The sequence below is a fragment of the Methylobacter sp. genome, from assembly GCF_004322395.1.
Lineage (GTDB): Bacteria > Pseudomonadota > Gammaproteobacteria > Methylococcales > Methylomonadaceae > Methylobacter_A.
Window position 1 is genome coordinate 1 of the sequence record NZ_SCTW01000141.1, and the last position, 21,312, is coordinate 21,312.

Consider the following 21,312-nt stretch of genomic DNA (forward strand, 5'->3'; position numbering starts at 1 on the left):
AGCCCTTTCCGTCCATGCGTTCATGGTGACCGCCCGCAATTTCAACGACGTTTTGTAAGTGTTTGGGGAATTTAATGGCTTGCAGCATGGAAATAGTAACGTTGATATGATTGTTGATAATTTTACGTTCCTCTGCGGTCAACGTGCCTCGGAATATGCTTAAATTGTAGACTTCTTCATCACTTAATAAGGGGGTATCGACATCGTTTAACGACCACGTAAGATGTTTTAAGGACTGAATACGGGCAATATCTTCGTCCGACATTATCTCTCCGCCGGTATTGCAGCAACGGATAAAAGCCAAATCATCGTTTAATTGTCTAATGCTGGCCTGAAAAGTTTGTTCCAGTTGTCGCGATTGCTTCTCGGCAACTGCTCCCTGCGTTGCTCTACCTCCTGCATCCATGCAGTCGTCGGCAATTGCTCCTGCGTCGTCTAAAGCGCCTACTGTTGGTGCTCTCAGCAATTGCTCCCTGCATTGCTCTACCTCGGCAACCGCTCCTTGCGTTGCTCTCGATTGCTGTTCCAGACGCAATTCTACCTCCCCCGTCCTTGGGGTCGTACCTCCTGCATCCATGCAATCGTCGGCAACTGCCCCATCCAGGTAAATCGCAGACGAGGTCTTGCTCTTTTGTTGGTCAGCAAGCTGCCGTCTGAGATATGCAATTTCTTGATCGCGTTTTAGTATTTCAAAACGCGTTTCCACCAAATGAATGCGGTCGAAAATAGCTTCCAGCTTGGTTGCTTTGTCAATGACATATTCGGGAGTAATGATTTTGCCGCAATCATGCAACCAACTGGCGATGGAAAGCTCGTAACGATCAGCGTCATTAAGTCTGAAATTCTGCAAATATCCATGATCAGTATCATGTGCCGCCTCCGTCAACATTGAGACCAATTCCGGGACACGACGACAATGTCCGCCGGTATACGGCGATTTTTCATCAACCGCAGTCGCTATTAATTTGACCAGCGACTCAAACATATTTTCCAGTTCGATAATGAGCTGTTGTTTTGTTAGAACAGTTGCTGCTTGCGAAGCCAATGCCTCAGCAAAACGTTGTGAGACTGCATCGAACTCGATAATTTTTTGGGTTTCGGGGTCAATTGCGTTAATTAGTTGCAGAATGCCGATGATTTCACCTTGGTGATTAGTCAAGGGAATGGAAAGAAAAGATTTTGAGCGGTAATTATTTTTCTTGTCGAATGCCTTAGTACCGGAAAAGTCGAAATGAACCGCATCATAAGCATCATCAATATTGATGGTTTTGTTGTTGTGGTAGGAATAACAGACGACATTTTTAAGGTTAGGTTCGCCATTTTCATCGTATAAAGGGATATTCGGAATGTTGATGACGTTGCCCCCGCCTCCCAAGGAAATACCCAGGCTATCGGAATGAATGATTTCTATCTTAATAGTGTTGTCCACAACTTGGTATATTGTTCCTCCATCGGAGTTAGTAATGGATTTTGCTCCGATCAGGATTTTTTCCAATAATTTCGTCGTATCCTTTTCGGCGGAGAGCGCAATACCGATCTCGGTCAACTTTTCAACTTGGCAGATGATTTTTTGTAACTCGGAGGAAAGTTCTTTGCCTGTGGTAGTGATCTTTTGCGTGGTCATATACTAAGTTTTTCAATATTGAAAATAGTCTTGAACTATAATCCAAGTGAGTTGACGACGCAAAAAATAGATTGCCGTTTATTCGCTATTCATCAAGTCTATTTAATATATCCGGACATTATTTTTTAGCTCATTAAAGCTTTAACGTGAATAGCGACACAAGCAGCTAATGCCTTGAGATTATAACCACCTTCCAACGCTGAAATAATCCGGCCTTTGCAGTAACTGTCAGCGATGGTCATTAATTCTTGAGTTACCCATTTATAATCATCTTCAACCAGCATGATAGAAGCTAAAGGATCATCTTTATGGGCATCAAAGCCAGCTGAAATCAGTACTAAATCAGGCCTGAACTTTTTTAGTGCCGGCAAAATGATGCTGCTGTATTTTTGCCTGAATTCAACGCCTGAGTCACCCGAAGCCAACGGTACATTGATAATATTGCCGACGCCGGTTTCTTCAGGATGACCTGTGCCGGGGTAATGCGGCATCTCATGGCTGGATATGTAGAGTATATTGGGCTGGTTGTAAAAAGCAGCCTGCGTGCCATTACCGTGGTGGACATCAAAATCGACAATGGCGATGCGTTCGAGTTGATAATGTTGACGCGCATAATTGGCTGCAATCGCTATATTATTAAACAGGCAAAAACCCATTGCGATATCAGGCTCAGCATGATGACCCGGTGGGCGTACTGCGCAAAAGGCATTGTCGGCTTTGCCGGTCAGGACGTTATCGACGGCGTCGCAAACAGCTCCAACCGCACGAAAAGCAGCTTTTTTCGACCCAGGCGACAGCACAGTATCGTGATCCAAATAATGCTCGCCTTGTTTCGGTATGGCTTCAATAATGGCGTCAATATGAGATTGGGGATGAATCAGCCTAATTTGTTGTTCTGTCCCAAGTGGCGCAGATTGCCGGATTAAACTTGAGAACTCTGGCACTGCCAATGCTTTTTCTATGCTTCTAAGCCGGTCGGCGCATTCAGGATGCCCGGCACCTGTTTCGTGAAGAAGAAAGTCGGGATGGCTGTAATAAAGTGTTTTCACAAAGTCTCGCTTTAACCAAGTGGGTACGCATTCAGTATCTTTTTTTAAACACCACCCCAAATTGAACCGCAGCCTTCATTCGCTTCTATATCTGGCGAATTTGCTTGAGCAGACAGAGGCGCATTTAACTTATATCCGAAACCTTTCACAGTCAAAATCCATTGTGGATTATTCGGATTATTTTCAATCTTTTTTCTTAATAAATGCATATATTGATAAAGATCTGACTTGGTTACCCGGTTATTTTCAGGCCAGACATGATTAATGATTTCATCGGTCATAAACACGCGATCGACATCCTGCGTCAGCAACTCGAAAAGCTCAAATTCTTTACGTGTCAGATTCAGCGATTTTCCATTAAACATGACAGATTTAGAACGTTTATCAATTTGAAAAAAAGGTTCAACCATAAAACAACGGCTATCACCATTTCCTGGTGTGTTGTTTGTTAATTGACTATGGCGGGCAACCGCATTTTGCTGCTCAAACATTAGCCGTCTCCGATCATTAGCAATCCGTCTCGCACGCTTCCGATTTTCTTTAATAAGACGATGGTGATGCTTGAATCTGAAGCGCAAATAATTATCCAGTTGATTAATATCAGAGGACGCATCTAAAACAGCATCAACCCAGCAAGTCACTTCTTCTTCCAAAGCGGAAGCGTTATTGCTATGTAAATAACATACTGGAATTTCATGATTATTACTCACTTCACGTATCAATTTATTTATCTGATACTGTACCGGATAAGTAGCCAAAATAACTATGTTTGGCTGCATTTTGAAAGTTACATTAATTGATTCCATGTCAACTGTTGCTTCAAAAAGTTTATAGCCATGTGCATGACAATACCCTTTTAATAAGCCCTGATGAAAGAGGTTGTTACTAATTAGCGCAATCCGAAAATCTGTATTCATATGAGTCCTCGTAAAATCCGTTAAAGCGAATAGACACAGGGTCTGATGGGACAACAAAGAAAAATGATTTGTCTGTCTTAAAAAAACTAAAAGTTTTAATAAATTAATTAGTTATAACGAACATTATCACAATTATAGAGTAATGCACAACATTCCTACTTTCGAAGAATCCGGTAAGCAATAAAGCCGGATTATTTCGGCGATTGATAAGTATTGACACGTATTTTATTTATGAATTTGCTTTGTTAAGTTAAGACACATCAATTTAAACTTAAAAAATACTTTATTTCTTTAATTTGGAATGTAATTGATTCTCTACAGATCTTTTCTTAAATATAACGCAAAAATAAACAGTTATAACCAGCTAATTAAGTAATTGAGGATTCGGCTTTAAAAATTGGATGATTTTAATTGCGCAACATATTTTTGCCCTACATATTCGATAAACTCATAATAGGTGCCTAATGAGAAAGGAAACTATTAAAAAGAACCCGCTCAGGGTAGAAACTGGGGGGAAACGTTATCATGTTCTTGCAGAGAAATGTCGCACAGAAGATTCGCTGTATGAACTTCCGGGACACCAGATTGAGCTGGGGATACAGAATGAGGAGTTACTGCGCGCTGATGCTGCTTTGGCGAAATCCCAGGATCGTTATGCAGAGCTTCATGATTTTGCGCCGGTCGGCTACTTTGTTCTCACGCACGATGGTCTGATCGACGAAATTAATTCTAGCGCTCTCGAACTGATCGGAGGGGAACGCAAAAAATTATTGCATCATCATTTTTCAGTTTTCGTTGCCGCCGCCGACATCGACCATTGGCATCTTTTTTTCTCAGGTGTAATGAAGCATTACCAGCGGCAAAATACTTGGCTAACGCTGAAACGTGGCGACGATACCGAATTTTCAGTTCAGCTAGACTGCCGGCGTGTAATAAATGGTGATAAGAATCCCGTACTCTATGTTTCCATTACCCAAATTACCGAAGGTCAACTGGCAGAGAGAGTTTTTCCTGAAGTTGAGGCGCACACCCCGTCCATGGTTCTGGTTAGGGCCGAGATGATGGGGTCATGGGACTGGGATATCTCTACGGGACGTGTCGTCTTTAATGAACGCTGGGCCAAACTGCGCGGCTATCGGCTGGAAGAAATAGAGCCTCATGTCGATACTTGGGAAAATGGCATTCATCCTAATGACTTTTCTGTTTATCATGCTGCTTTAACAGCGCATTTAGAAAATCGTTTACCATTTTTTCAGGTTGAATACCGCATTCGAACCTTATCGGGACCATTGATTTGGGTATTGAATCGCGGCATCGTAATCAAGCGCGATATCGCGGGAAACCCTTTACGCATGGCGGGTATCGAGATAGACATCACCGAGCGTAGGAGGCGTAATGATGAAGAGTTGCACATCGTCGCTTACAATCACCACTCGAATGTCGTAAATTGAATGGCAACTTCACAACCATTTGCAAATTTATGCGTGCGCACTACCCGGCCTTCACAGCGAAGACGGATCATATTTCTTCCCTTTTTTTGCATCGAAATAAAGAAGCGAAGCATTAAGTTCGGCTCAATAATCTTATCCGTAGTAAAGCAGACCCCAGTAGTGCTCAGATTGCGTGTTACGCCGGTACCTGTATCAAGTTCAACAGTACAAAAGGTAGGATACCGTCCGGCTAACCGGTTTTCTTTAATATTGTTCATTTCTTGCTCCATTTGATGATTAGGTGGCACGGTAGCGGACTGTCAATATAAGCGAAAGTGGTAAATTTGCTCTACTTGCAGCTTAATCGCGCAAGAACACAATCTTTCTATTTTTTGGGAATAATAGACTCTTTTTATTTATAAAACAATCAACTATTTACTATCTAGGATTTGTTAAGGGCTGCACTTCATCGCAGACACCCGAACAGTCAACGATTAGCTGATTCTTCATAACAAATCGCGTCTCGGCCGCTTCTTCCGCGAAGGTGTCCATACTTACTCAGTCTTCAATGCCGTTTAATACGGTGCAGAAGATAATCATGATGCCGGTCAGCATTTTCACTTTCCTGGCGTGGATTGTTTAGCTCGGCAAAGTAAAGGCGTGGGCCAGGTAATATAAAATCTCTTGTTAAAAATTATTTCAACAAATTTTAGTTATTAAGGAATAGATATTGTAAAAAAATAATCTCATTCTGTATTGAAAGAGACTGAAGCTTACTTATTTTATATGAATTGGGTAAAATTAATCAGCTGAAGCTACTTTTTGTATTTTGAAAAACCTGATTTACTGTTATTTAAAAATAGCTTTAGGTATATCGGTAGTAGTGTTATTCCAACAGAATTTTTATATCATCAACAAAGAAAGTCTTTAATCCAAGCATTCGTCCCCATCAACAAATGGGTACTCTTTATTATTATGTACCATATGCGTACTTATTTTTTGCATTAAAACATGTCGATTACTGAAATAAGCTCTGAAACCAAGCGTCGTAGAACTTTTGCCATCATATCTCATCCCGACGCGGGAAAGACCACACTGACCGAAAAACTATTGTTGTTCGGAGGCGCAATCCAGCTGGCAGGCTCGGTAAAAGGCCGTAAAGCGGCACGTCATGCGACTTCCGACTGGATGGAGATGGAAAAGGAACGGGGTATTTCGGTGACCACTTCGGTGATGCAGTTCGAGCATAAAGACAGCATTATCAACCTGCTCGATACCCCAGGCCATGAAGACTTTTCCGAAGATACTTACCGTACCTTGACAGCGGTCGATTCCGCACTGATGGTGATAGACGTTGCCAAAGGCGTTGAAGAAAGAACCATTAACCTGATGGAAGTGTGCCGTCTACGCACTACGCCGATTTTGACCTTCATTAACAAGCTGGACAGGGAAGGGCGGGAACCCATTGAATTGATGGACGAGGTTGAAAACGTCTTGAAGATCAAGTGTGCCCCGATGACTTGGCCTATCGGCATGGGTAAACGCTTTAAGGGAGTTTATCATCTGTATAAGGATGAAATTCATTTGTTCAGTGCCCAGCATGGCGGCAAGATTGCCCAGGCTGAAATCATCAAAGGTTTGGATAATCCAAAGCTGGATGAGCTGCTGGACGATCAGGCCCAAGAACTCAGGGATGAAATCGATTTGGTTAAAGGCGCCAGCCATGAATTCGATCTTGAAGACTATCTGGCAGGTAACCTGACGCCGGTTTTTTTCGGTTCAGCTATCAATAATTTCGGGATCATCGAGCTACTTGATGCGTTCGCTGAATATGCGCCATCGCCCAGGCCCAGAGAAGCTGAGCAGCGCAAGGTATTACCCGATGAGCCGGCGTTTACCGGCTTTGTGTTTAAAGTGCAGGCCAACATGGATCCGTCCCATCGAGACCGGATTGCCTTTTTAAGAGTGTGTTCCGGTAAATTCGATAAGGGCATGAAAATCCATCATGTGCGTATAGGTAAAAATGTCCAGGTTGCCAACGCGATCACTTTTCAGGCCGACAGCCGAAAAAGCGTCGAAGAAGCGTATCCCGGCGACATCATTGGCCTGCATAACCACGGTACTATTCAAGTCGGCGATACCTTTACCCAAGGCGAAACGCTTAAATACGGAGGCATTCCTTATTTTGCGCCGGAGTTGTTTCGCCGCGTAGTGTTAAAGGATCCGTTAAGAGCCAAAGCCCTGCAAAAAGGACTGGTACAATTAACCGAAGAAGGCGCGACTCAGTTATTTAGGCCGTTAAAAAACAACGATCTTATTTTAGGTGCGGTCGGTGTTTTGCAGTTTGACGTCACTGCGTTCAGGCTTAAGAGCGAATACAATGTCGAATGCGTTTATGATGCCGTACCCATTTCAGCCGTGCGCTGGGTAAGCTCAGACAAGCCGGCCAAGCTGGAAGAGTTCAAGAACAAAGCCTTTGATAATCTGGCCGAAGACGGTGGCGGTTACTTGGTTTATGTCGCCAACAGCCGAGTCAATCTGCAATTGACTGAAGAGCGCTGGCCGGATATAAAATTCAGTGCGACGCGGGAATTATAGGGTTTTTCATTTCATCAACATGCGGCGGAACGTTTCCATCGCGTAGGTGCTAATTACCCGTATGTTGTGAACTTAAAAATAAGATGGTGCGATGAATAGTTACAGATTAAATTCACGCGAGAGATTTGTTTGTATTCTTGTGGTAATGTAACTTACTTGATCTGTCGAGAGCCTATGACCAACGGACTTCATGCAAACCATTTATATCGACTCTTTGCAATACGTCATTAATTTGAAAGGTATTTTGCTTAAGAAACTGTTCACTTGGTTTGCCAAAAATATAACCCTGCCCATAATTGACGCCTATTTCTCTTAAAATTTTTATCGTTTTTGGGCAATCGACAAATTCGGCTATGGTTTTTTTACCTAATTTTTTTGCAATCTGGTGCATTGACTGCACCAACACTTGGTCTGTTTCATCATTCGTCAGATTCTGAATAAACTGGCCATCGATTTTCACATAATCAACAGGAAATTTTTTTAGATAATTAAAAGAGCAAAAGCCGGCGCCAAAATCATCCAAAGCAAAATGGCAGCCCAACGCGCGAATTTGATAAATCATCGATCTTGATTGTTTAAAATTATCTATCGCTGCCGTCTCAGTAATTTCAAAAGTAATGCGTTCGGCTCTAACAGAGGTCATTTCAAGTTTTTGTTTAATCATCGGCAATAAAGATTCATCTTGAAAAGCAACACTGGAAAGATTGATCGCTAAAGCAATATGCGATAATTCAACGGGCAATGCAGCAAGATAATCAATAGCATTTTCGACTACCCAGGAATCAATTCCATGAATCAAACCCATTCTTTCAGCTGCTGGAATAAATTCCCCAGGACAAATCACCGCACCATTTTCGCCTCTTAATCGGATTAAGACTTCATAATGAGAAATATTACCATCGGTAAGATTTATAACCGGTTGAAATAATAAAAAGAAACTTTTGTTTAGAAAAGCCTCTCTTATGATGGGAACCCAATAAATATCACGATGCCTCTCTCTAATAGCAGTATCTTCATTGTCATATTTCCAGATCATATTTCGTCCATTTGTCTTAGCCATACAACAAGCTTGATGAGCCTGAAAGATTAGTTCACGAGGATGTACGATTGATTTTGCAGAGTTTAACGAACTTAACCCTATTGAAGCAGTAATATTGTAAGCAACCGTTCCAATTACAAAACGGAAATTATCTAAAGCTGTTCTGATATTTTTCGACCAGTTCTCAGCCTGAGAAACCGTGCAGTTCTCCAGATAAAGACCGAATTTATCAGAGTCAATTCTGGCTAACAGCCCAACATTGTTTAACGCGTTTCTTATTAAACCGATGACGTCTATCAGTAAGCGATCTCCAACATCAAAACCTTCGAGTTCATTAAGCAAACTGAACCGGTCGAGATCGATGAACAACAACACACTGTCTTGAGAAAAGTTTCTGCTGCTATTTCTGTTCAATGTCAGCTGGATATGTTGCTCTAAACTGCTCCTGTTAAGCAGACCTGTAAGTTCATCATGTCCAACTAAGTATTTAAGCTTTGCATCTACAAGTTTTCGTTCAGATAATTCTGTTAACAGTCTTTCTTGCTGTTTGTAGCGCAGATATTTTTCACTCTTCAAACAAATGAGAAAATTAACCGCCATTTGCAACTCAATCGAGCTGTAGTCTCTCTTTAATTGATAAACCAGATCCTGACTATCCAGTTGCCAATCATCACTATCAGGAGCTAAATCTTTTTTTAAAATAAGCAGAGGAATAAATACTCCGCCATCCCATTGGGAAAAAGATTTATATAAATCCTTAATCTGACAATCGGGCAAGTCATTACTGATAATAATCAGCCCTATCGCTTCCGGGTTTTCATAATATTCTCTGATAATCTTATAGATTTCAGCGCCATTAACGCCAAATTTAAAATTACAAAAACCTTTACTCTGTAATTCCTCAGTAATTCTTGCTATTGAAGACGCATTAGTCTCGGCAATAATGATAATTTCTTGTTTTCGCGAATTAAATAACACATTAATCTCCAAACAGAATTGTAAGACATAATAATCAAATTTCAGAAAGCTTCAAAAAATTCCGCCTGCCAACAAGTCCAGTGTTAATGAACTTTTTATTATCAATTAGTTACATTTGCGGGTGAGCGCCAGAACAGTCGAACCATGAACGCAACCAGCTTTTAGTAGTCTTCTTTGTATCTTTATTGCTTACAAAACTCAAACTATCTAAATTAACGCTAGTTTTAATAATTTTTCTTGTATTCCTTCAAATTCTAACTAGTCTTTATTACATTAGTTCGTTTGTGTGTCTTATTTAAAAATTATATACAATAAAATTTGATTTTCCCATGTTAGCCGCCATTTTATCTAATTTAAAAATATCAGATTTGTTCAAAGGGGACTTACAACTGACGTCGCCACCGAATATTTATTTTGAACTGCAACAAATCATTGCAAATCCTGATAAGTCAATTACGGATATCGGCTTTATCATTGAACAAGATCCTGCATTATCTATCCGGTTGCTTAAAATAGTTAATAGCGCTTTTTTTGGCCTTCCTGGACAAATCACAACAATTAAGCACGCCATAGCTATTATTGGAGTAAAGGAATTACAAAATCTGGTACTGGCTACTGTTATTATTGACAAGTTTTCGTCGCTGCCGAGTGGCCTCCTCTCCATGCAAGATTTTTGGGCAAGAAGTTTGCGCTGCGCACTTATTAGTAAAGAGCTCTGCATATACAAAATAAATAAAAGCGACCTTGATTCAATATTTATTTGCGGATTACTGCACGATATTGGCCAACTGGTTTTCTACCGCAGAATTCCTGAACTAGCGCGTCAAATCGGTCTTTTAGTTGAATCGAGCGGTGCTAATGAAATTCAGGCAGAAAATAATATACTCGGTTTTAATCATTATCAGACGGGTGCTGAATTAGTCCGGTTATGGAAACTGCCTGAAATCATAATTGAAACCATTGGCCAACATAATAATCCTGATTACGCGGGCGTTTTTGCAGATGCCGCATCAACTATAAGAGCTGCTAGTTACTTGTGTAGAATGGAGCACGTTGACGCTCATCTAAACACTTTTTGCAATATACCTGTGGAAGATTTAAGTGATATTATTGATAGAGTCCACGTCCAATTTGAATCTGTTTTTAAAATTTTCTATCCAACATTTAATTAGCTATACGCTGATGCATCATGGAAACGGAGCGTTACCGTAGTGAAAGGCATGGTTGAAACCGGCTAGGTTAATAAAAACGACATAGAAATTGCAGCCGCTATTGTGGCGTAGGGCTTACATACCTTAGGTTTTAAAGTGCTTTTAGAACAGCAGGTGACATGTTTAGGTTCATCCCCACAGGTGTGGGAAACACCTTTAAGATTTCCTTTGGGTAGCATGCCATGATGACCAGTGACTATTTCCAGCCAAGGTTCAAAGTTTCTTAGTCATGATCGATGTCTGAACGATCCAGCTCATCTAACGGGAATTTCTCAGCCAGAAAAGCCGATTGAAGAACTTCGCGCCAAAGACAAAACCCTAAACTATCGTGCCGTTCCGAATAATGCATATTGGGGTTGTCTTTTACCAAATCAGGCGACAAACCCGGTTTCAATCCTTGAAAAGTACGGGAAAACTTACCCAAATCATGTAAAGCCAAACACAAAACAAATAATGTTCTTAGCCATTCCGGCTCGACTTCCAGTTATTTTGCTAACTGCTTGCAAAGCGGTTTGGTGGGCACCAATAATTGCCATCCTACTGCTGCCATATCCAAACAATGGTAAGGCAACAGATGATACTTCGCCCCATTTTCATTATCTGAACCGGCCTTGCCCCAATATTTGTAATACAGACTTTCCTTTACACTCATCACCTAGCGATCAACTTAAGCCCCATTATCCACACTCACGACCTCAATCGGTGAGGTTGAACTTTATTTTTTATAAATTTTTTGCATGGCCTCTATTTGTTCCCTGACGCCATCTAACAAAAACTGCGGCGATTTAACCTCCACTTTCGAGCCATGCTTGAGGATGATCCATGATCAATTCTCGACTGTCGTTAAACGGGATGCTCAACTGGTAGTTGCCGTTGATGTTTAATTTGTAGTGTCGGTTCCAATCCAGACCGTTACCCGATAAAGCACGGTTATTAAATTTTACGCATAAAAAAAGCCCTACACTTGCATGTAGGGCTTTGTTTTATTTGGCTCCCCCGGACGGGCTCGAACCGCCGACCTAATGATTAACAGTCATCCGCTCTACCGACTGAGCTACAGGGGATTAAAACTTTTTCAGTATGGCGCGCCCGGAGAGATTCGAACTCCCGACCGCACGGTTCGTAGCCGTGTACTCTATCCAGCTGAGCTACGGGCGCCGTACTGAGACGCGTATTATGCTTTCTAAGCCTTCTTCTGTCAACTGTAAATTTGGCCACTTTCATGCCGGAACTGAAATGAAAGGTTGATGTTATGTCAGAGAGTTTTATCGTCCGGCAAAATCAAAAGATTTATTTGATGCTCTCAGCTTATCGAAAAAAGAATTTTTCCTATAGCTAATAAATCTTCATACATGAATAATGTAACAATCTTTTGAATTTCAATATCTCCACCGATGAGCCTACGTTACCGAATTAACATAAGAATACTGTTCTCCTCCCTGTGTATTCTGATACTGGGTAGTTCAATAGCCATCTGGCAGGCGCGCGGTGCGGTAAATAAGGAAATCGATTCCTCCATTAATATGGTTGTGCAATTGATAACATTCGGCCTTTCTCAAACTCTGTTTAATGAAACCGAGTGGTTGCCGAAACTTAATTCAATGAATCAAACCCGGCATTTAAGCATTCAATTGAAAGAACCTTCAGGGCAAATCATCAGTTTTGCCGATAAAAAACAACAGATCAATAATGATGAGAAGCCGCCGCAATGGTTTATCACTCTGGTTAGTGTTGACTATCCTAAGGTTGAGCGTCAAATTACCAGTTTCAACGGCGAACAAATCACTTTGATTATTCAGGCCAATCCGTTGGATGAAATTACCGAAGTCTGGCAGGAAAGCCTAGGTTTTTTCAGTTCACTTTTTTTGTTGACCTTGTTTACCTTTTTGGCTGTCAATTTGGCTTTTGATAAAGCGCTTAAATCCATTGCCGTCATTGTTGATGCGCTAAAAGTCATTGAAACAGGACATTACCAACAAAAGTTGCCCGACTTTTCCATTCAGGAATATGACAGTATCGCCAAAGCCATCAATCATATGACTGATAAGCTGAATGCCAGTCAGCTGGAAAACCGGGCATTAGCTCAACATACTTTGGAAATACAGGAAGACGAACGACAACGGCTCTCGCAGGAATTGCATGACGAACTGGGGCAATCTCTGACTGCTATTAAAGTGATGGCGGTGACTGCAGGGCGTTCCCAAGCTGGAACAGGGGAGGACATTAAACAAACGACCGACTCGATTGTCACTATCTGCGATCATTTAATGACTGTGGTGCGTTCCATGATGCACCAACTGCACCCGTTGGTATTAACCGAGCTGGGGCTGAAAGCTACTATGGAAGACTTGTTAAACCACTGGTCGAGTAGAAATCCGGAATTAAAACTTACCATTATCTGTCCTGACGAAGTCGATCAGCTTGAGCAAAAAATCACCATTCAAATATTCAGAGTTGTTCAGGAATGCTTAACCAATATTGTTCGTCATGCACAGGCAAATCAAGCCGCTATCAGCCTGGAAATAGAGCATCAAGCTAAAACCGGAACAGCGTTACGGCTCAAAGTAGCCGACAATGGACAAGGCTGTGCAATTGATAATATTAAAACCGGTTTTGGATTGTTAGGTATGAGAGAAAGAATCAGCAGCTTGGGCGGCGAATTCACTATACAGACTCAGCCGCAACAAGGCATGAGCATCATAGCGACCATTCCATTATCATGAAAGACAAAATAAAAGTCATACTGGTTGACGACCATGCCGTGGTACGCGCAGGCTTCAGGATGCTGTTATCGACCGAAGCCGATATTGACGTAATTGCTGAAGCTGAACGGGGTGAAGTGGCCTGTCAGCTGTACCTGGAACAACAACCGGATGTGATGGTGCTGGACTTATCGATGCCCGGTATCGGTGGGTTGGAAAGCATACGCCGCATCTGCAATCGCGACAGTAACGCCAAGATACTGGTCTTTAGCGTTCACGACGAAATGGTTTATGTCGATAGGGCCATGAAAGCCGGAGCAAAAGGCTATATCACCAAAAACAGCGCGCCCGGAATTCTGGTCGCAGCGATACAGAAAATAGCCCAAGGCGAAATTTATATCGAACAGGGTTTGATGAAAAATATATCGCTGCAAAATAGCGAACCCGATTACCAAACTCTTGTAGATACCTTGTCGGCCAGGGAATTCGATATTTTTCTGCTGCTGGCAAAAGGTCTAACCGCCCACAAAATCGCCGACGAACTTTGTCTGGGTTATAAAACCGTCGCCAACTACGGTACGCAAATAAAAAGTAAACTTAAGGTTTCAACCGTCGCCGAGCTGGCGCATATTGCGATGGTTTTGAGTGTAATGAAGAATTGAAATGATCGTCAACTCGCATAGAGCGGCATTGCATAACCTTATGGCTTTGTTCGACTCTACTCCAGCCATTCGATAATATGGTCTTCCAAGTCATCAATTTCAGATTCTCTCATTGCATAACTGCTAATTGAAACGCCTGCGTCATGAACGCTATCAGGGTTTTTTGATATTAGCGGATGCCAAGCCGGAAGTTTTTCTCCATCGCTTAACAGCCGATAAGCGCAGGTTGCCGGTAACCAGTTGTATTCAGAAAAGTCATGCTGTTTTAAGTCCAAACATTCAGGGACTAATTGGGCGCGTTCGGGATAGCGAGTACAGCGGCAAGTATCCAGGTCGATCAGGTTACAGACGACGCTGGTAAAGTAGATGTCGCCGGTATCTTCGTCTTCCAGTTTATGCAGACAGCACTTGCCGCAGTTGTCGCATAATGACTCCCACTCTTCGGTAGTCATTTCAGATAGTTTCTTAGTTTCCCAAAAGTTCATGTGGCAGTTCTCATTAACAGGCTGAAGTTATGTTGAACATTAATTAAGCAGTTCCCAGACCGGTTTGATGTTTGGAGGTAACGGCGCAAGTCTGCCTAATTCCACCCATTGGTTATCTGGGCTGTGAAAGTCGGAACCGACTGAACCGGCCAGCTCAAAGCGCGTTGCGTAACCGGCAACCAATTTTATTTCGTCGCTATTATATCGGCCTGTTACGACTTCTATGCCGAGTCCTCCGGCTTCTTTAAATGCTGCTAATAAGCGTTTCATCCAACTGGCGGTTAATTTGTAGCGCAAAGGATGCGCTAATACCGCAACACCGCCGGATTGAATGATCCAACTTACCGCTAGTTCCATCTCCGCCCATATCGTCGGAACATAAGCGGCTTTTCCGGTGCCAAGATAGCGGTCGAAAGCTTCCTGTTGAGTGGAAACATGGAATTGCGATAGTAAAAAGTCGGCGAAATGGGTACGGGTGATCATACCTTCGCCCGCGGCTTTTTTGACGGCTTCCAACGCTCCGGGAATGTGTTTTTTCTCCAGTTTATACGCGATTTTTTCAGCGCGCTCGGTGCGCATGATTTGTAGGTTGCGGGTGGCTTCGCGTAGCGGCGGATACGCTGGATCAATACCCAGTCCGACAATGTGAAAACACTTGTTTTGCCAACTGGTTGATAATTCAATGCCGGGTATTAATTTAATGCCTGTTGCGGTTGCTGCGGCTTGTGCCTCGCTAATGCCTGAGACCGTATCGTGATCGGTTAGAGCTAGCGAAGTAACGCCGTGCTCATAGGCGCGCCGCACTAATTCCGTCGGCGATAATGTGCCGTCGGAAGCGGTAGAGTGGCAGTGTAGATCGTAATTTTCAGTCATAGGTATTAGGTTAAAGATGCAAGGTGAAAGGCGCAAGGCGCAAGGCAGGTGCAACGTGTTTTTTGCCTTTCACCTTATGCCCTTCGCCTGCCTTATTGATACTCGCCATAAAGTTTTGCATAAAGGCCATTTTGACTGAGTAACGTTTCGTGTTGTCCATGCTCGCAGATTTTACCTTGTTCGAAAACATAAACATGGTTGGCCTGTTTCACTGCGCTCAAGCGATGGGCAATGATGATAGTAGTGCGGCCTGTTAAAAACTCCGCCAGCGCCTGATGCAGTTTGTGTTCTGTCTCGCTGTCCAGCGCTGAGGTGGCTTCATCCAGTATCACCATTTTGGGATCGGCGACGATCATTCTGGCGATAGCCATTCGTTGCCGCTGTCCGCCGGAAAGTCTCATGCCAAGCCGGCCGACGATGGTGTCCAGTCCCATGTCCAGATCCTGCACGACGTCACTTAATTGCGAAATGGTCAGTGCATTCCACAATGCTGCATCGGTGGCCGGTTTACCCAAGGTCAGGTTGGCGCGGATGGTGTCGTTAAACAGGACAGGGTGTTGCAGTACGGTAACGACATTTTCCCTGACCACTTCTAGGCCGATACGGTCGATGGGTACTTCATCGAAATAGATTTGGCCGTGGTCGGGAGGATATAGGCCGATCAAGGTTTGTATCAATGTAGACTTGCCGCCGCCGCTCGCGCCAACCAGCGCAACTTTTTCGCCGGATTTGATTCTTAAATAAATACCGTCGAGTACTTTTTCATCGCTGTAGCTAAAATGCAGGTTTTCTACCCGTAAAGAAACGGTTTTTTTATTTAAAAACGGGTTTTCGAGGTGAGGGTAGTGCGGTTCCTGTTTCAGCGCATTCAGGCGATTGATGCGAAACAATGCGGCTTTGGCAGCATAAAAAGCGTATTGAATGCTCAGGATTTCCTGCACCGGAGCCATCATAAACCACAGGTAACCAAACACTGCCAGCATTTGCCCGATGCTGAGGTCCGAATAAAACACCATCAGCATTGCACAGGCGCGGAATATGTCGAAGCCGAACAGGAATACCAGAAAACTTAAACGCGTTGCGGCATCGCTTTTCCAGGCGAACGCAGTGGAAAAATCTTTAACAGATCGAGCCGATTCAATCAGCTGCTGGCAATAATGCTTCTCGCGGTTGCTGGCGCGTATTTGATGGATGGCTTCCAGGGTTTCGGTCAAGGATTGCTGAAAAACTTCAAAAGCGGAGTTTTCTTTGGACTTTAGATCTTTAACGCGGGAGCCGATAACGCGGGTGAAATAAATGACTACCGGATTCAGCAACAGAATAAATAAACCCAATTGCCAGTTCATCCATAATAAAATGAGCGCAGTGCCGAAAACGGTTAATGCCGCAACCAGCAGTTTGCTGACGGTAGAACCGATAAATGTGTCAATCGTATCGAGGTCTTTGACTAGATGGGTTACCACAGTGCCGGTGCCGAGACTCTCGTATTCGGACATTGAAATATTTTGTAAATGCCCAATCAGGTTGGCGCGGATGCGGAACACTATATCCTTGGCAATGCAGGAAAATTGCCTGGATTGAATGATGTTGAAAATGATCGCAATGATGCGCAAGATAAGGCTGATCAGTAAAATAACGCTGATATAGAGAATGGGGACTTGCCAATCTACAGGAAAAAATAGGTTAATGGTTTGAATGATAATGCCGGGTTTATGCAACAGCACTTCATCGACCAACAGCGGCATCAGTAATGGCACAGGAACGCTGGCTATGGTTGCCAAAATCGCGATAAAATGAGAGACAATCAGTTCTTTTTTATGTTCTAACGCAATTTGATAGATAGTGTTCCAGCTGTAAGCTTGGGTAGCTTGTTTCGATTGCACGGGATTTGATCAGAGAGGTTTTTGAAGCGCTTGATTATAACATCTTTAAGAATATATTTACTGTGAGTGAGATATGAAACACCTGCGAGGAAAATTGTTGTTGTGTCTGGTTGTTTTTTCCGGTGCAGTTTTTGGTAATGCGCTCGACCAGCAAAGAAATAATTTTTTGCAGGCGGAAAAGCTGCTTGCACAAGGCAATACTGATGCTTTTATGCGCATCAGCGATACTTTGATCGACTATCCTCTCTATCCCTACCTGCAATACCTGTGGTTAAAAGACAATTTACAGCAAACCAATCAGGTTCTCTCCTACTTAGAGTCATATAAAAATACCCGTTATGCCGAATTATTGAGGTCGAAATGGCTGGATTATTTGGCTAAAAATGATCAGTGGAGTGATTTTGTCCGATACTATGAAGCGTCCGAGGATACTGCGCTTGAATGCCAGTACAACCTAGCTATCTATAAAACAGGCAATCAGCAGCAGGCATTAAACGAGGCTAAACGTTTGTGGGTAACCGGGGATTCGCTGCCGCAAGAATGCGATCCGCTGATGTTGCTATTGACGATGTCCGCTGATTTTACGCCGGAATTGATATGGCATCGTTTTGAGCTGGCCTTGGATAAAGATAATGTCTCCGTGGCTGAATATGTTCGCCGCTCTATGAGCATAACCGATCAGGATGTTGCCGATATTTGGTTGCGGGTTCACCAAAAGCCTGAGTTAATCGAAAATAGCGGTTTATTGCCAGGGATGGTGTGTATGCCGCAAGCCTGCCGGGAGCAGGCGCGGCGTTTGAGCCCGCAAATGGGAAGGCTATTTGCTCATGGCATAGATCGGTTGGCAAAATCCGATTTAAGTCTGGCAGTTAAGCTCTGGGACGATAAAAAACACAATTTCCAGACAGATGACCAAACTATCCGGCAACTAGAGCGCAGTCTTGCGATGGGCTTGGCGCGCAGTCGAAGTCCGGATGCCTATTTCCGTCTTAGTCAATTGCCGGTTGGTGATGCGGAAGTTAATGAATGGAAAGTCAGGGCTGCTTTACTCGAACAAAACTGGCAACATGTCGGCGAGGCGCTGGCGGGGTTGACGGCGCAGGAACGGCTTGATCCTAAATGGCAATACTGGCAAGCCAGATTGCTGGATAAAACCGGTAATTCTTTACAGGCTCAGGATGCTTACGCCAAGCTTGCGGAAGATCGTAGCTTTTATGGTTTTCTTGCTGCTGACACTGTCAATAAACCCTACCGGTTTGCCAATAGACCGGTGCTATTGGTCGCAAATGAGCTGGATAATCTGGCTAATGAAACCGATTTTAAAATGGTTAGGGAGTTTAAAGCTCTGAACAGGGATGTGGAGGCCGAACGACAATGGTGGTATGCAATAAAAATGTTGAGTAAAGAGCGACGCATGATTGCCGCTAAATTGGCTCAGCAATGGCATTGGGATCAAGTTGCTATAGCAACGCTGGTCAAAGCCGATTATTGGGATGATCTAGGGTTGCGTTTTCCGGTTTATTATTCGAATCAGATTCATAATAATGCACTGCGGCAGGATCTTGATCCGGCCATTGTTTTGGGTTTGATTCGGCAGGAAAGCATTTTTAATAAAGATGCGGAATCCTCTGTTGGGGCTCGAGGCTTAATGCAAATTATGCCTAGAACGGGTATGCAGATAGCCCGTGAATTAAAGGAAAAATGGCTGTCGGACAACAGTCTGTTTAATCCTGATGTTAATGTCAGATACGGGGCTTTTTATTATAAGAAATTGTTAAAGCAGTTTCATGGCCATTTTGCATTGGCAATTGCCGCGTATAATGCGGGATCAGGAAGGGTCTTAAAATGGTTGCCCAATGTCCAGTCTGTGCCCGCCGATATTTGGATAGAAACCATCCCTTTTAAAGAAACCAGAAAATATGTAACTTCAGTGCTTTCTTACAGTATTATCTATCAGCAACTTATGCAAAGACAGGGATTGAAAATAAAGGAGTTGATGCTTGATGTGCTGCCCGGCTAAAAATAGAGCTGATTTTTTTTGAGGTCTGTTAGATAATGCACAATTTAGAATAATAATAATTACGTTAAGGTATATGAAGAGTATGGGTAAACAGCACAGTTTTACGCGCGAAGAATTGTTGAAGTCCGGCAGGGGTGAACTGTACGGGCCGAAAAATGCGCAATTGCCTCTACCAAATATGTTAATGATGGATCGCATTACCCTTATTACGGATGAAGGCGGTACATACGGAAAAGGCGAGATCATTGCTGAGCTGGATATAACGCCTGATTTATGGTTCTTTGATTGCCATTTTCAGGGTGACCCTGTGATGCCCGGTTGTTTGGGCTTAGATGCGATGTGGCAATTGGTCGGCTTCTTTTTATGCTGGATGGGTGGCCCCGGAAAAGGGCGTGCTTTAGGTGTAGGAGAAGTTAAGTTTACCGGGCAAGTGCTGCCCACTGCTAAAAAAGTGATTTACCGGGTTAATTTAAAAAGATTGATAATGCGAAAGTTGGTTATGGGTATCGCTGATGCCACCATGGAAGTCGATGGCAAAGTGATTTATGAAGCTACCGATTTACGGGTCGGTTTATTCACTTCCACAGAAGATTTTTAGAGGCATTAGCAATGAAAAGAGTCGTAGTTACCGGGCTAGGCATTGTTTCCAGTATCGGGAATAACAGAACAGAGGTTGTCGATTCCTTAAAAGAAGGCCGATCAGGGATTACTTTTGCCGGCGTTTATCAGGAAATGGGTTTTCGCAGCCATGTTCACGGGCCTATCAACATTGATTTAGATGAGTTTATCGATCGCAAAATAAAACGTTTTATGGGCGATGGCGCTGCGTTCAATTATATTGCGATGCAGCAAGCAATTGAAGATTCCAGCTTGGATGAATCGGATGTATCGAATTTCAGAACCGGTCTGGTAATGGGGTCCGGTGGTCCATCAACTTCAAACATTGTTGATGCGGCTGATATTTTACGCGATAAAGGCATTAAAAAAGTGGGCCCCTATATGGTGCCCAGAAGCATGTCCAGCACCAATACCGCTTGTTTGGCAACGCCTTATAAAATTAAAGGCGTCAATTACACGATTAGTTCAGCCTGTGCAACCAGCGCGCACTGTATCGGCCATGCGATGGAATTGATCCAGATGGGCAAGCAGGATGTTGTGTTTGCCGGCGGCGGTGAAGAAGTGCATTGGACGATGTCGATGTTATTTGACGCGATGGGCGCTTTGTCTTCCAAATATAATGACACGCCGGCCACAGCATCAAGACCTTACGATGAAACCCGTGACGGTTTTGTTATTTCCGGTGGCGGCGGTGTTTTAGTCATTGAAGAACTGGAACATGCCAAAGCGCGTGGCGCGAAAATCTACGCTGAGCTAACCGGTTATGGCGCAACTTCCGATGGTTACGACATGGTTCAACCGTCAGGCGAAGGTGCGGTACGTTGCATGCAGCAAGCAATGGCAACTATCGGCAGCAGCAAGATCGATTATATCAATGCTCACGGCACCAGTACGCCGGTCGGCGATACCAAGGAACTTGAAGCTTTGCGTACCGTATTCGGTCAGGATAACGTGCCTATGGTCAGTTCGACAAAATCGTTGACTGGTCACGCATTAGGTGCGGCGGGTGTTAACGAGGCTATTTATTCGCTGTTAATGATGGAAGAAAACTTCCTCAGCGCATCGGCCAACATCACCCAGCTTGATCCGGGCGCGGCAGGCATTCCGATAGTGCGTGAGCGTAAAGACAATATTACGTTAAATACGATCATGTCGAACAGCTTCGGCTTCGGCGGCACCAACGCTACATTGATTTTTCAGCGTTACAACGGCTAACGCATTCT

General features: G+C 43.3%; 16 protein-coding genes, 2 tRNA genes and 1 pseudogene. 8 read left to right on the forward strand and 11 right to left on the reverse strand.

Annotation, left to right across the window (positions count from 1 at the left end):
• The 3 genes from EPO18_RS18395 to EPO18_RS18405 form a co-directional block, all read right to left on the reverse strand.
• Nucleotides 1-1,624 (reverse strand): HD domain-containing phosphohydrolase (locus EPO18_RS18395; protein WP_292435930.1); only part of this gene is annotated, 1,624 nt, incomplete at its 3' end.
• A gap of 125 nt (nucleotides 1,625-1,749) precedes the next feature.
• Nucleotides 1,750-2,673, reverse strand: coding sequence for a histone deacetylase family protein (locus EPO18_RS18400; RefSeq protein WP_292435933.1), 924 nt, complete (start codon nucleotides 2,671-2,673; stop codon nucleotides 1,750-1,752).
• Nucleotides 2,674-2,717: 44 nt separating this feature from the next.
• A complete protein-coding gene (locus tag EPO18_RS18405; protein WP_292435935.1) occupies nucleotides 2,718-3,590 on the reverse strand; it encodes a response regulator transcription factor in 873 nt (290 codons plus the stop codon).
• Nucleotides 3,591-4,054: 464 nt separating this feature from the next.
• On the opposite strand from EPO18_RS18405, the gene EPO18_RS18410 reads away from it, so the two are divergent.
• Nucleotides 4,055-5,041 carry a PAS domain-containing protein gene (locus EPO18_RS18410; protein ID WP_292435937.1) on the forward strand — a complete coding sequence of 329 codons (987 nt, stop codon included), beginning with the start codon at nucleotides 4,055-4,057 and terminating at the stop codon, nucleotides 5,039-5,041.
• Here EPO18_RS18410 and EPO18_RS18415 read toward each other — a convergent pair.
• Nucleotides 5,017-5,298: a PilZ domain-containing protein gene (locus EPO18_RS18415; protein ID WP_292435938.1), complete on the reverse strand. Its 282-nt coding sequence runs from the start codon at nucleotides 5,296-5,298 to the stop codon at nucleotides 5,017-5,019. The genes EPO18_RS18410 and EPO18_RS18415 overlap by 25 nt on opposite strands.
• Before the next feature lie 739 nt (nucleotides 5,299-6,037).
• Here EPO18_RS18415 and EPO18_RS18420 point away from each other — a divergent pair.
• Entirely contained in the window at nucleotides 6,038-7,618 is a 1,581-nt protein-coding gene (locus tag EPO18_RS18420) for a peptide chain release factor 3 (protein WP_472850913.1), read from the forward strand.
• A 172-nt stretch (nucleotides 7,619-7,790) separates the two neighbouring features.
• On the opposite strand, the gene EPO18_RS18425 is transcribed toward EPO18_RS18420, so the two are convergent.
• The gene (locus EPO18_RS18425) at nucleotides 7,791-9,635 is read right to left on the reverse strand and encodes a putative bifunctional diguanylate cyclase/phosphodiesterase (protein ID WP_292435942.1); all 1,845 of its coding nucleotides are present in this window, start codon (nucleotides 9,633-9,635) and stop codon (nucleotides 7,791-7,793) included.
• A gap of 329 nt (nucleotides 9,636-9,964) precedes the next feature.
• Between EPO18_RS18425 and EPO18_RS18430 the strand changes: the two genes are divergently transcribed.
• Nucleotides 9,965-10,807 (forward strand): HDOD domain-containing protein, encoded by an 843-nt coding sequence (locus tag EPO18_RS18430; protein WP_292435944.1) that lies wholly within the window; start codon nucleotides 9,965-9,967, stop codon nucleotides 10,805-10,807.
• A gap of 262 nt (nucleotides 10,808-11,069) precedes the next feature.
• On the opposite strand, the pseudogene EPO18_RS18435 reads toward EPO18_RS18430, so the two are convergent.
• The 3 genes and pseudogenes from EPO18_RS18435 to EPO18_RS18445 all read right to left on the reverse strand — a co-directional run bounded on the left by EPO18_RS18435 (nucleotide 11,070) and on the right by EPO18_RS18445 (nucleotide 12,004).
• Nucleotides 11,070-11,498, reverse strand: a pseudogene (locus EPO18_RS18435) (CRISPR-associated endonuclease Cas3'').
• A gap of 336 nt (nucleotides 11,499-11,834) precedes the next feature.
• Nucleotides 11,835-11,910, reverse strand: a tRNA-Asn gene (locus EPO18_RS18440).
• A 17-nt stretch (nucleotides 11,911-11,927) separates the two neighbouring features.
• A tRNA-Arg gene (locus EPO18_RS18445) sits at nucleotides 11,928-12,004 on the reverse strand.
• A 236-nt stretch (nucleotides 12,005-12,240) separates the two neighbouring features.
• On the opposite strand from EPO18_RS18445, the gene EPO18_RS18450 reads away from it, so the two are divergent.
• Nucleotides 12,241-13,569, forward strand: a complete 1,329-nt coding sequence (locus tag EPO18_RS18450) for a histidine kinase (RefSeq protein WP_292435946.1) — start codon at nucleotides 12,241-12,243, stop codon at nucleotides 13,567-13,569.
• Nucleotides 13,566-14,210, forward strand: coding sequence for a response regulator (locus tag EPO18_RS18455; RefSeq protein ID WP_292435948.1), 645 nt, complete (start codon nucleotides 13,566-13,568; stop codon nucleotides 14,208-14,210). Before EPO18_RS18450 ends, EPO18_RS18455 begins: the two co-directional genes overlap by 4 nt.
• A gap of 56 nt (nucleotides 14,211-14,266) precedes the next feature.
• Here the strand turns inward: EPO18_RS18455 and EPO18_RS18460 are convergent, their stop codons facing one another.
• The 3 genes from EPO18_RS18460 to EPO18_RS18470 all read right to left on the reverse strand — a co-directional run bounded on the left by EPO18_RS18460 (nucleotide 14,267) and on the right by EPO18_RS18470 (nucleotide 17,451).
• Complete coding sequence (locus EPO18_RS18460) at nucleotides 14,267-14,695, reverse strand: YcgN family cysteine cluster protein (protein WP_292435949.1); 429 nt, start codon at nucleotides 14,693-14,695, stop codon at nucleotides 14,267-14,269.
• A 39-nt stretch (nucleotides 14,696-14,734) separates the two neighbouring features.
• Entirely contained in the window at nucleotides 14,735-15,568 is an 834-nt protein-coding gene (locus EPO18_RS18465; protein ID WP_292435950.1) for a PHP domain-containing protein, read from the reverse strand.
• A gap of 92 nt (nucleotides 15,569-15,660) precedes the next feature.
• Nucleotides 15,661-17,451: an ABC transporter ATP-binding protein gene (locus tag EPO18_RS18470; protein ID WP_292435952.1), complete on the reverse strand. Its 1,791-nt coding sequence runs from the start codon at nucleotides 17,449-17,451 to the stop codon at nucleotides 15,661-15,663.
• 73 nt (nucleotides 17,452-17,524) lie between these two features.
• Between EPO18_RS18470 and EPO18_RS18475 the strand changes: the two genes are divergently transcribed.
• The 3 genes from EPO18_RS18475 to fabB all read left to right on the forward strand — a co-directional run bounded on the left by EPO18_RS18475 (nucleotide 17,525) and on the right by fabB (nucleotide 21,304).
• Nucleotides 17,525-19,471, forward strand: a complete 1,947-nt coding sequence (locus EPO18_RS18475) for a transglycosylase SLT domain-containing protein (protein WP_292435953.1) — start codon at nucleotides 17,525-17,527, stop codon at nucleotides 19,469-19,471.
• A gap of 82 nt (nucleotides 19,472-19,553) precedes the next feature.
• Nucleotides 19,554-20,069, forward strand: coding sequence for a 3-hydroxyacyl-[acyl-carrier-protein] dehydratase FabA (fabA, locus tag EPO18_RS18480; protein ID WP_292435954.1), 516 nt, complete (start codon nucleotides 19,554-19,556; stop codon nucleotides 20,067-20,069).
• An 11-nt stretch (nucleotides 20,070-20,080) separates the two neighbouring features.
• On the forward strand, nucleotides 20,081-21,304 hold the full coding sequence (gene fabB / locus EPO18_RS18485; RefSeq protein ID WP_292435955.1) for a beta-ketoacyl-ACP synthase I: 1,224 nt from the start codon (nucleotides 20,081-20,083) through the stop codon (nucleotides 21,302-21,304).
• The last annotated feature ends 8 nt before the right edge of the window (nucleotides 21,305-21,312 follow it).